Source organism: Herbiconiux sp. FW305-C-125 (genome assembly GCF_058783455.1).
Window position 1 is genome coordinate 863,352 of record NZ_JBYSYO010000001.1, and the last position, 11,479, is coordinate 874,830.

Consider the following 11,479-nt stretch of genomic DNA (forward strand, 5'->3'; position numbering starts at 1 on the left):
AGTGCTCACTCAGCTACTGTCACGGTCATGAGCAGCACCGACGAGATCACCGGCCGGCGTGCCCCGGCCCTGCCTCTCGAAGACCGCCGGGCGATGATCGTCGACGCGGTCATCCCGCTCATCATCGAGCACGGCGCCGACATCACCTCCAAGCAGATGGCCGAGGCCGCCGGCGTGGCCGAGGGCACGGTGTTCCGCGCCTTCGGCGACAAGGAGTCGGTCATCCGCGCCGCCGCCGAGAAGATCTTCGACCCCGAGTGGGTTCGCAACGGCCTCCGCGCGATCGACCCCGACGACCCGCTCGAGGCCAAGATCGCCCAGGTCCTCGACGTCTTCGGCAACCGGCTCCGCGGTGTCATGCGCGTGATGGCGGCGCTCGGCCGTCACGATCCGCCGCGGCGCCCCGAGATCGACCGCCCGGGCGAAGTCCTGGCGCAGATCTTCGCTCCCGATGCCGCCCGGCTCGCCCTCGACCCCCGCCGCCTCACGCATTTCATCCGACTCATCGCCTTCTCCACCGCCATCCCGCAGATCAACGAGGTCGACACCCCGTTCACGAGCGCCGAACTCGCCCACCTCATCGCCACCGGAATCCTGAAAGAAGAATCCGAATGACCCTCCTCCGCCTCCTCTGGCGCTTCATGAAGCCGTACGGCGGGCTGGTCGCCGCCGTCGTGCTGTTCCAGTTGGTGCAGTCCATCGCGTCGCTCTACCTGCCCACCCTGAACGCCGACATCATCGACGACGGCGTGGCCAAGGGCGACACGGGCTACATCCTCTCGACGGGGGCCTGGATGCTCGGCATCACCCTCGTGCAGGTCGCCGCTGCGATCGCCGCCGTCTACTTCGGCGCCCGCACGGCCATGGCGATGGGCCGCGACATGCGCGGCTCGATCTTCCACCGCGTCAGCGAGTTCAGCGAGCGCGAGGTGTCGTCGTTCGGCGCGCCCTCGCTCATCACCCGCTCCACCAACGACGTGCAGCAGGTGCAGATGCTCGCGCTCATGACCTTCACCCTGCTCGTCTCGGCCCCGATCCTCGCCATCGGCGGGGTGGTGCTGGCACTGCAGCAGGACGTGCAGATGTCGTGGATCATCGCGGTCGCCGTTCCGGTGCTGCTCGTCTCCCTCGGCGGCATCATCGTGCGCATGGTGCCCCAGTTCCGGCGGATGCAGGCACGTATCGACGCAGTCAACCGGGTGCTCCGCGAGCAGCTGACGGGCATCCGGGTGGTTCGGGCGTTCGTGCGGGAGGACGTCGAGACGGCGCGCTTCGCCACGGCCAACCGTGACGTGACCGACTCGGCGCTCCGCGCGGGCCGCCTGCTGGCGCTGATGTTCCCGACGGTCATGCTCATCCTCAACGTCTCGAGCGTTGCGGTGATCTGGTTCGGCGCGTTCCGGATCGACGAGGGCTCGATGCAGGTGGGCACCCTGATCGCCTTCCTCAGCTATCTGGTGCAGATCCTCATCGCCATCATGATGGCGACGTTCATGGCCATGATGATCCCCCGCGCCTCGGTCTGCGCCGACCGCATCACCGAGGTGCTGAGCACGGAGTCGTCGGTGGCGCCGCCGGCGAACCCGGTGCGCGAACTGCGGCAGCACGGCACGGTGGAGCTGCGCGACGCCTCCTTCACCTACCCCGGCGCCGCGCAGCCGGTGCTGCGCAATCTCGACGTGCGGGTCGAAGCCGGCCAGACCCTCGCCGTCATCGGCAGCACCGGCGCGGGCAAGACCACGCTGGTGAACCTGCTGCCCCGCTTGTTCGACGCGACGGGGGGCGCGGTTCTCATCGACGGCGTGGATGTTCGTGAGCTCGACCCCGATCTGCTCTGGAGCCGCATCGGCCTGGTGCCGCAGAAGCCCTACCTGTTCTCGGGCACGGTGGCCTCGAACCTCCGTTACGGCAACCCCGACGCCACCGACGACGAGCTCTGGCGCGCCCTCGAGATCGCCCAGGCGAAAGACTTCGTGAGCGCGATGGAGGGGCAGCTCGAGGCGCCGATCGCGCAGGGCGGCACCACCGTGTCGGGCGGCCAGCGGCAGCGCCTGGCCATCGCGCGGGCGCTGGTGAAGCAACCCGAGATCTACGTCTTCGACGACTCCTTCTCCGCGCTCGACCTGGCGACGGATGCGCGGCTGAGACACGCGCTCCGCACCCAGGTCTCGGGTGCCACGAAGGTGATCGTGGCGCAGCGGGTGTCGACGATCGTCGACGCCGACCAGATCATCGTGCTGGAGGACGGCGCCGTCGTCGGCCGCGGCACCCACGAAGAACTGCTCGAGACATCGGAGACCTACAACGAGATCGTCTCGTCGCAGCTCACCGCGGAGGAGGCAGCATGAGCGGCGCGACCCCCACCCCGGCCAAGTCGTCCCCCCGCCCCGCGGGGCCACCCGCCGGAACGCCCGGCCGCGGCGGGCCTGGCGGCCGCGGCGGCGGACCGTTCGGCGGCGTCGGCATGCCGACCGAGAAGTCGATGACCTTCGGCCCGTCGGCGAAGCGCCTCATCCGGCGGCTCAGCCCGCACCGCGTCGCCGTGCTCGCGGTGATCGTGCTGGGCGTCGTGAGCGTCGTGTTCACCGTGCTCGGCCCGTGGCTGCTCGGCCAGGCCACCAACCTCATCTTCGCCGGCGCCATCGGCAAGACGCTGCCGGCCGACGTGTCCAAGCAGCAGCTGATCGACCAGCTGAACGCGAGCGGCCAGACCCAGCAGGCCGACCTGCTGAGCGGCATCGCGCTCACCCCGGGTCAGGGCATCGATTTCGACGCGCTCGCCATGGTGCTCGGGCTGGTGCTGCTGCTCTACGTCGCCGCATCCGTCTTCTCCTGGCTGCAGGGGCGGGTGCTCAACACGATCGTGCAGAGCACCGTCTACCGGCTGCGCGAAGAGGTCGAGGCCAAGATCAACCGGCTGCCGCTGTCGTACTTCGACCGGATGCAGCGCGGCGAGCTGCTCAGCCGCGTCACGAACGACATGGACAACGTGGCGCAGAGCCTGCAGCAGACCCTGTCGCAGATGCTGACGAGCATCCTCACGGTCGTCGGCGTGGTCGTGATGATGTTCATCACCTCGCCCCTCCTCGCCGTGATCTCGCTCGTCACCATCCCGCTCACCATCGGCATCACGGCGGTGATCGCGAAGCGGTCGCAGAAGCTGTTCGTGGCGCAATGGGCGCACACCGGTGCGCTGAACGCGCAGGTGGAGGAGAACTTCACCGGCCACGCCCTGGTGAAGGTGTTCGGGCGCCAGCGCGAGACCGAGCAGAGCTTCACGGCGAAGAACGAGCAGCTCTACCAGGCCAGCTTCGGCGCCCAGTTCGTGTCGGGCATCATCATGCCGGCCATGATGTTCGTCGGGAACCTCATCTACGTCGTGATCGCCGTGGTCGGCGGGCTCCAGGTCGCCTCGGGTGCGCTCAGCATCGGCGCGGTGCAGGCGTTCATCCAGTACTCACGGCAGTTCACGCAGCCCCTCACCCAGCTGGGCTCGATGGTGAACCTGCTGCAGTCGGGAGTCGCCTCGGCCGAGCGGGTCTTCGAGCTGCTGGACGCGGAGGAGCAGACGCCCGACCCGTCGCCGGCCGAGTCGCCCACCGAGAGCCGCGGCCGGCTCGTGTTCGAGAACGTCTCGTTCCGCTACACCCCCGACAAGCCGCTCATCACCGACCTGTCGCTCGTGGCGGAGCCCGGGCAGACGGTGGCGATCGTGGGACCGACGGGCGCGGGCAAGACCACGCTGGTGAACCTCATCATGCGGTTCTACGAACTGGATGCGGGGCGCATCACCCTCGACGGCGTCGACATCGCGCGGATGACCCGCCGCGACCTGCGCTCGCGCACCGGCATGGTGCTGCAGGACACGTGGCTGTTCGGCGGCACCATCCGCGACAACATCGCGTACGGCCGGCCAGACGCCACGGAGGAGGAGATCCTCGACGCGGCGCGGGCCACCTACGTCGACCGCTTCGTGCACTCCCTGCCCGACGGCTACGACACGGTTCTCGACGACGAGGCGTCGAACGTCTCGGCCGGCGAGAAGCAGCTGCTCACCATCGCGCGGGCGTTCCTGGCGAAACCGAGCGTGCTCATCCTCGACGAGGCCACCTCGTCGGTCGACACGCGCACCGAGCAGCTGGTGCAGAAGGCCATGTCGGCGCTGCGGGCCGACCGCACGAGCTTCGTGATCGCGCACCGGCTCTCCACCATCCGCGACGCCGACCTCATCCTCGTGATGGAGTCGGGCAGCATCGTGGAGCAGGGCACGCACGCCGAGCTGCTGGCGGCCGAGGGCGTGTACTCGGCGCTCTACAACTCGCAGTTCGCGCAGGCCCTGGTGGACGAATGAGCTATGCTCACGTGCGGGAGTGGGCGACGCGGCCGTGAAGTGAGGATACAAAGAAATGTCGTCAGCGATTACATCGGAGCTCGCCGAGCGGGTGCGGCATGCCATCTACACGCGATTTGCCTCGACCGGGGCGGCTTCCTCGGTCGAGGAGGTCGCATCCACCCTGTCGCTCGAACCCACCCTCGTCGCGGCGGCGTACGACCGGCTGGCGACCGAGCGGCACGTCGTGCTCGATGCGGAGCGGAACGTCCTGATGGCGCATCCGTTCGCGTCGATCCCGCTCGGTTTCTCGGTGATGGGGCCGTCGACGCTGTGGTGGGGCGGCTGCGCCTGGGATTCGTTCGCGATCCCTCACGTCGTGGGCGATGCGCCGGAGGTGCTGGTGGCCACCCGGTGCCCGAACTGCGGCACGGCGCACGCCTGGACGGTGGGGCGGGATGCTCCTCCCGACGGAGACCAGGTGGTGCACTTCCTGGTGCCGGCCGCTCACATCTGGGACGACGTGGTGCACACCTGCGCGCACCAGAGCATCTTCTGCTCCCCCGACTGCGTGGCGGCGTGGCTCGCCGACGAAGGCCTCGAGCCCGGCTACACGATGTCGCTCGAGACGCTGTGGCGCCTGGCGTCGCGCTGGTACGAGGGGCGGCTCGACTCGCCCTACGCGCGGCGCGACCCGCAGACGGCGGCGGAGTACTTCCGGACCGCCGGGCTCGAGGGGCCGTTCTGGGGGCTCTCGTGACAACCGGGGCGGTGGCCGGGGCGGTGGCCGGGGCGGTGGCCGGGGCGGCGGTCGGGGACGGATCGAACGGTCAGGTGCGCGAGGTACATTCGAAATCATGAGCTTCCCCCCGCAGGGCCGGTACGCCCCGGGCTGGTACCCCGACCCCGAGGCTCCCGACGTGCTGCGCTGGTGGGACGGCTACCGCTGGACCGACGACTTCGCGCCCCGCGCCGTCGACCCGGCCGACAGCCGCAACGGCTACGCCACCGCCGCGCTCGTCTTCGGCATCGTCTCGATCGGGTTCAACGTGCTCTTCCTGCCGAGCGCGCTGGCCGTGGGCTTCGGCATCGCCGGGCTCAGCAAGGCCCGCCGGATGGGCATGGGGCGTGGTCTCTCGATCGCGGGAATCGTGCTGGGAGCGGTGGGCGTGGTGCTGATGATCGCGCTGATCATCATGTTCGTGGCGATCGGCGCGCTCAGCCACAACCGCTGAGCCGGCCGGGGGTGCTCCCGGCGCAGCGCCTCGCTCAGGCGGCGCGGTACCGGATGCCCCAGCTGAGCTCCCAGCGCTCCCCCGGCCGCAGCCAGCGCAGGCCCTGGCCCGAGTTCAGCGCGTTGGCCGGCGCGGTCATGGGCTCGATGGCCACGGCCTGCCGCGGCCCGTCGGGCGCCGCGAAGTTCGTCGGCGTGAACACCTGCACGAACCCGAAGTTCTCGTCGGCCCAGAGCTCCACGGCGCGGCCGTCGGGCGCCTCGAGGCGCTGCACACTGCATCCGTCGGCCCCCACCGTGACCCCGCCGAACCCGTGGTCGATCGCAAGCCCCCCGACCCGCCGCCCCTGCGTGAGGTCGAAGTCGGTGCCCGCCACCTCCTCCTCGGACACGGGAACCTGCTTCTCGTCGGTGAGAAACCGGGTCCGCGCGTCGATCGTGAGCGTCAGCTCCCCCACCGGCACGTCCCCCACGCGGAGATACGGATGCGCGCCGACGGCGACCGGGGCAGCCTGCTCGCTCTCGTTCACGATCGTGTGGGTGACCGTCATCCCCGTTTCCGTCAGCCGGTGCTCCACGGTGGTCTCGAGCAGGAATGGATACCCGTGCTGCGGAAAAACGGTCGCCCCTTGCAGCACGCGATGCGGCTCCCGTTCGATCAGCCGATACCCCGTCGACCGCAACAGCCCATGAATGGCGTTGCCCTGCTTCGGCTCCGTGATGTCGAGCTGCTGCGCCTTCCCGTTGAGGTTCCACACCCCACCCGCAACCCGGTTCGGCCACGGCACCAGCACGATCCCCGCAGCCCCCGGCGGCGTAGCCGTCTCGGGAAAGCTCTCAACAAGCCCCACCCCACCCACCTCGAGAGCGCGGATGCCGGCGGCGACCTGCGTCACGATCCCTGTGACCACCGCCCCGTCCCCCTCGAAGCGAAGCGAGTACTGTTCCCCGGTAGGCGCGCGCACGCCCTCAGCCTACCCGCTGCGCGAAGCGCAGTCGGGGGTGGCGGTTTCGGTCTCCCGCTGCCTTTGAGCTCCGCTCAACCCTTAGGCGGGAGGCCGAAACCGCCACCCCCGACTGCCCCCGAACAACCCCCGTCAGCGCCCCCGCCGCTCAGCCTCATCCACGACATTGGCGAGCAACATGGCCCGAGTCATGGGCCCCACACCCCCAGGCACGGGCGACAAGAACCCCGCCACCTCAGCGACCCCAGGATCGACGTCACCGACGAGCCGAGCCTTCCCGGTCTCCGCATCGACGACGCGAGTGATCCCCACGTCGAGCACAGCAGCCCCCGGCTTCACCCACTCGGCCTTGATGAGCCCCGGCACGCCGACCGCCGCCACGACGACATCGGCCCGCCGCACCTCGGCGGCGAGGTCGACGGTGCGCGAGTGCGTGAGCGTCACCGTCGCATCCACCCCCTTGCGGGTGAGCAGCAGCCCGAGGGGCCGGCCGACGGTGAGTCCGCGACCCACCACCACGACGTGCTTCCCCGGCAGCGAGACGCCGTAGCGGGTCAGCATCTCGACGATGCCCGCGGGCGTGCAGGGCAGCGGCGAGTCGAGCTCCCCTTCGACGCCGAGCACCAGCCGGCCGAGGTTCGTGGGGTGCAGCCCGTCGGCGTCCTTGGCGGGGTCGATGAGTTCGAGCATCGCGTTCTCGTCGATGCCCGCCGGCAGCGGCAGCTGCACGATGTAGCCCGTGACCGCCGGGTCGCTGTTGAGGGCCGCGATGGCGTCGCGCACATCCTGTTCGCTCGCCGTGGCGGGCAGGTCGACGCGCACCGACTCGATGCCGACCTCGGCGCAGTCGCGGTGTTTGCCGGCGACGTAGGAGATCGACCCCGGGTCGTCGCCGACGAGCAGCGTGCCGAGGCCCGGAACGATCCCGCGCTCCCGCAGCGCGGTCACCCGCTCGCGGATCTCGTCTTTCAGGGCCGTCGCCGTGGCGACCCCGTCGAGACGGACCGCTACCACTGCTCGAGGCCCGGGTACAGCGGGAAGCCGGCGGTGAGCTCGAGCACGCGGGTGCGCAGGGCCGTCACGTCGGGCGCGGGCTTCAGCGCGGTGGCGATGATGTCGGCCACCTCGGTGAACTCGGTGTCGCCGAAGCCACGTGTGGCGAGCGCGGGCGTGCCGATCCGGAGGCCCGAGGTCACCATCGGGGGCCGCGGGTCGAAGGGCACCGCGTTGCGGTTCACGGTGATACCGACCTCGTGCAGGATGTCTTCGGCCTGCTGACCGTCGAGTTCGCTGGTGCGCAGGTCGGCGAGCACGAGGTGCACGTCGGTGCCGCCGGTGAGCACGTCGACGCCCGCGGCGCGCGTGTCGTCGGCGGTGAGCCGAGAGGCGAGGATGCGGGCGCCGGAGAGGGTGCGCTCCTGGCGGTCCTTGAACTCGGGCGTGGCGGCGAGCTTGAACGCGGTGGCCTTGGCGGCGATGACATGCATCAGCGGGCCGCCCTGCTGGCCGGGGAAGACGTTGGAGTTGAGCTTCTTCGCCAGCTCCATGTCACGGCTCACGATGAAGCCGGAGCGCGGGCCGCCGATGGTCTTGTGCACGGTCGACGACACCACGTCGGCGTAGGGCACGGGCGACGGATGCAGGCCCGCGGCCACGAGACCGGCGAAGTGCGCCATGTCGACCCAGAGCTTCGCACCCACCTCGTCGGCGATCTCGCGGAAGGCGGCGAAGTCGAGCTGGCGCGGGTAGGCCGACCAGCCGGCGATGATGACCTGCGGCTTGTGCTCGAGCGCCTTGTCGCGCACCACGTTCATGTCGACGAGGAAGGTCTCGGGGTCGACGCCGTAGGCGACGGCGTTGTAGAGCTTGCCCGAGAAGTTGAGCTTCATGCCGTGCGTGAGGTGGCCACCGTGGGCGAGCTCGAGGCCGAGGATGGTGTCGCCCGGCGTCGCGATGGCGGAGAGCACCGCCGCGTTGGCGGTGGCGCCGGAGTGCGGCTGCACGTTGGCGTACTCGGCGCCGAAGAGCGCCTTCGCGCGGTCGATGGCGAGCTGTTCGGCGATGTCGACGAACTCGCAGCCGCCGTAGTAGCGCCGGCCCGGGTAGCCCTCGGCGTACTTGTTGGTGAGCACGGAACCCTGCGACTCGAGAACGGCGCGCGGCACGAAGTTCTCGGAGGCGATCATCTCCAGGGTGTCCCGCTGGCGGCCCAGTTCGAGCTGCAGCACCTCGGCGATCTCCGGGTCGACCTCGGCCAGGGGTGAGTTGAAGGTGTCGGACAAGACGGTCTCCTTTTCGGCGTGACGGACTACTCAGCGGGATTCATGTCGACCCAGGCGCGCGGCCGAATCCCTGTCCGTCGCTTCCCGATGGTGACCATCTGATACGCCAGTTGCGACGCCGCCAGCCTACCTCAGATGCGCTGCGCTCGGCGAGTGAGGGCGGACCGGCTTCGCACCGAGCCATGCCGAGCCGAAGTCGTGAAATCCATTTCACGCGACTAAGGTGATTGCATGTCGACGATCTACGAAGTTGCGGCCCTCGCAGGAGTCTCGCCGGCGACGGTGTCGCGCGTGTTCAACGGACAATTCGTCTCGGCCGAGAAGGCGGCCTCAGTGCGCGACGCCGCAGCGCAGCTCCGTTTCACCCCCAACCGGTCGGCGCGACGGTTGCGCACGCAGAGCTCGGAGTTGATCGCGCTGCTGATCCCGGACATCGAGAACCCCTTCTTCACGGCGCTCGCCCGCGGCGTGGAAGACCGCGCCCAGGAGGCCGGCTTTTCGATCGTGCTGTGCAACACCGATGACGAACCCGAGAAGGAGACGCGATACCTCGACATCGTGAACTCCGAAGACATGGCCGGGGTCATCCTGGCTCCCTCGTCGGAAGACGGGGACATCCGCCACCTCACCGATCGCGGGCGGCCGGTGGTGGCGGTCGACCGCAACACGGGTCTCGACATCGACGCGGTGATGGTCGACAACCGCTCAGCCGGGATGTGGGCCACGACCGCCTTGCTGGACGCGGGACATCGCCGCATCGCCTGCATCGCCGGGCCGGCCGGGCTCGAAGACACCGAAGAACGCAGCCTGGGCTGGCGGACCGTGATGAGCAGACGCGGTGCACCGGGGTTCGAGGGGCTGCTGCGCCACGGCGACTACCGCGTGGACGGCGGCCGGGCGGCGATGGCCGAGCTGCTCGCCCTCCCCGAACCCCCTGATGCGGTGGTGACCACGAACAACCTGATGGGCGTGGGCGCACTCCAGGCGCTCGCCGCAGCGGGAATCGCACCGCCCGCGATCGGGGTCGCCGTGGTGGGCGAGCTGCCGTTCAGCACACTCCCCGCCCATACCGTCACCGAAGTGCGGCTCCCCGCCCGCCACCTCGGCACGACCGCGGCGAGTCTGCTGCTCGACCGCATCGCCGGCGACACCCAGCCCGCCCGGACCGTCGTGCTCCGGGCGGAGATGAGCACGGCGTGATGGTGTGATCCCAACGCTGCTGTAATCGGTTTCACCCATATTTCATGCTAAATTTTGCGCCAAATCTGTGGTACTTGACGAAATCGATTTCTTGCGATTCAATGTCCTCAGCCGATTTCTCAACGGAGAGGACCCATCCCCACGATGAAACGCACCACGAGAGCACTCGCTGCCGCCGCGATCGCCGCAACGATCTCGGCATTCGCACTCACCTCCTGCAGCGCCGGAGGGAGCGACTCGGCCGGCGAGTCGAAGACACTGAACGTCGCCTTCTGGGACTACGGTCCCGCCGCCCAGACCAACAACCAGGCCCTCGCCGACGGCTTCGAGGCCGCGAACCCCGGCGTCACCGTCGAGCTGACCCCGGTGGCGGGAGAGAACTGGGGCAACTACTACGCCAACGTCGCCACGTCGATTGCGGCGGGCAAGCGCCCCGACCTGATGCTCATCTCGGGTGAGGGAGCGCAGTTCGTCAGCAACAACGACCTCATCCTGCCCATCAACGACTACCTGAAGAACGACCCCGACGCACAGGCCATCGAAGACGGGATCGCGCCGGGCCTGATCGACGGATTCACGGTCAACGGCGACGTCGTCACCCTCGCGAACCAGTGGAACGACATGGTGATGTACTACAACACCGACGTCTTCGCCGCAGCCGGCATCGCGCCACCCTCCGCCGACTGGACCTGGGACGACTTCGAAGCCACGGCGGCGGCCCTCACGAAGGACACCAACGGCGACGGCGAACCCGACCAGTACGGTTTCACCTGGGCGAGCAACGAGATCTTCCCCGGCATCATGCCGTGGGTCGCCAACGCCGGCGGCAATCTCACCGACGATGCGGTCTGCACGCCGACGGTCGACACCCCGGAGGTGTCCAAGGCGGTCACCTTCCTCAACGATCTGATCGCGAAGAAGATCGCGCCGGCGCCGATGCCGATGAGTGACGTGTTCACCCGCTTCCAGAACGGCACCATCGCGATGTTCGGTGCCGGCCGCTGGCCGATCGGCACCTTCGTGCCGGCCGGGTTCACCGCGTTCGACGTTCAGCTCTACCCGACGGGCGACACCTACAAGACGGTGTTCGGCGGCGCGGGCTACCCGATCCTGAAGTCATCGGCGAACCCCGACCTCGCCTGGGAGTTCCAGAAGTTCACGGTGAGCGAAGACATCCAGAACGCGATCGTGGGCACTCCGGATGCTCCCGGCGACTCGATCCCGTCGCTCCGCTCGGCTGCGGCCACGATGAGCACCAAGGGCGTGCCGCCGAAGAACTCCGACCTGTTCTACGGCAGCATCGACGACTACGACACGCTGGTGCCCTACCCGGCGCCGACGAACTACAGCGAGTACGAGGCCACGGTGCTGCGCAACCTGCAGCTCATCTTCGCCGGGGAGGTACCGGTCGACCAGGGTCTCGAGACCATGCAGGGCGAACTCGAGTCGATCGTGACCTGCAACTGAC

10 protein-coding genes and 1 riboswitch are annotated in these 11,479 nt (G+C 69.0%); of the genes, 7 read left to right on the plus strand and 3 right to left on the minus strand.

From position 1 onward, the window contains the following. Window positions 1-27: 27 nt before the first annotated feature. The 5 genes from AC3WLB_RS04490 (at window position 28) to AC3WLB_RS04510 (ending at window position 5,565) form a co-directional block, all read left to right on the plus strand. Complete coding sequence (locus AC3WLB_RS04490; protein WP_492503663.1) at window positions 28-615, plus strand: TetR/AcrR family transcriptional regulator; 588 nt, start codon at window positions 28-30, stop codon at window positions 613-615. Further along, window positions 612-2,348, plus strand: coding sequence for an ABC transporter ATP-binding protein (locus AC3WLB_RS04495; protein ID WP_492503665.1), 1,737 nt, complete (start codon window positions 612-614; stop codon window positions 2,346-2,348). Before AC3WLB_RS04490 ends, AC3WLB_RS04495 begins: the two co-directional genes overlap by 4 nt. Then, entirely contained in the window at window positions 2,345-4,351 is a 2,007-nt protein-coding gene (locus AC3WLB_RS04500) for an ABC transporter ATP-binding protein (protein ID WP_492503667.1), read from the plus strand. Before AC3WLB_RS04495 ends, AC3WLB_RS04500 begins: the two co-directional genes overlap by 4 nt. Before the next feature lie 55 nt (window positions 4,352-4,406). Further along, window positions 4,407-5,090, plus strand: coding sequence for an organomercurial lyase (merB, locus tag AC3WLB_RS04505; protein ID WP_492503669.1), 684 nt, complete (start codon window positions 4,407-4,409; stop codon window positions 5,088-5,090). Between the two features lie 97 nt (window positions 5,091-5,187). Further along, the gene (locus AC3WLB_RS04510; protein ID WP_492503671.1) at window positions 5,188-5,565 is read left to right on the plus strand and encodes a DUF4190 domain-containing protein; all 378 of its coding nucleotides are present in this window, start codon (window positions 5,188-5,190) and stop codon (window positions 5,563-5,565) included. Between the two features lie 34 nt (window positions 5,566-5,599). On the opposite strand, the gene AC3WLB_RS04515 is transcribed toward AC3WLB_RS04510, so the two are convergent. The 3 genes from AC3WLB_RS04515 to glyA all read right to left on the minus strand — a co-directional run bounded on the left by AC3WLB_RS04515 (window position 5,600) and on the right by glyA (window position 8,811). After that, the gene (locus tag AC3WLB_RS04515; RefSeq protein WP_492503673.1) at window positions 5,600-6,529 is read right to left on the minus strand and encodes an aldose 1-epimerase family protein; all 930 of its coding nucleotides are present in this window, start codon (window positions 6,527-6,529) and stop codon (window positions 5,600-5,602) included. Window positions 6,530-6,661: 132 nt separating this feature from the next. Next, window positions 6,662-7,543: a bifunctional methylenetetrahydrofolate dehydrogenase/methenyltetrahydrofolate cyclohydrolase gene (locus AC3WLB_RS04520; RefSeq protein WP_492503675.1), complete on the minus strand. Its 882-nt coding sequence runs from the start codon at window positions 7,541-7,543 to the stop codon at window positions 6,662-6,664. After that, window positions 7,537-8,811 carry a serine hydroxymethyltransferase gene (glyA, locus tag AC3WLB_RS04525; protein ID WP_492503677.1) on the minus strand — a complete coding sequence of 425 codons (1,275 nt, stop codon included), beginning with the start codon at window positions 8,809-8,811 and terminating at the stop codon, window positions 7,537-7,539. The genes AC3WLB_RS04520 and glyA overlap by 7 nt, the downstream gene beginning before the upstream one ends. A gap of 41 nt (window positions 8,812-8,852) precedes the next feature. Then, window positions 8,853-8,935: riboswitch (ZMP/ZTP riboswitch) on the minus strand. A 107-nt stretch (window positions 8,936-9,042) separates the two neighbouring features. Here glyA and AC3WLB_RS04530 point away from each other — a divergent pair. Further along, entirely contained in the window at window positions 9,043-10,011 is a 969-nt protein-coding gene (locus tag AC3WLB_RS04530; RefSeq protein ID WP_492503679.1) for a LacI family DNA-binding transcriptional regulator, read from the plus strand. Between the two features lie 144 nt (window positions 10,012-10,155). Beyond that, on the plus strand, window positions 10,156-11,478 hold the full coding sequence (locus tag AC3WLB_RS04535) for an ABC transporter substrate-binding protein (RefSeq protein WP_492503681.1): 1,323 nt from the start codon (window positions 10,156-10,158) through the stop codon (window positions 11,476-11,478). Window position 11,479 lies beyond the last annotated feature (1 nt).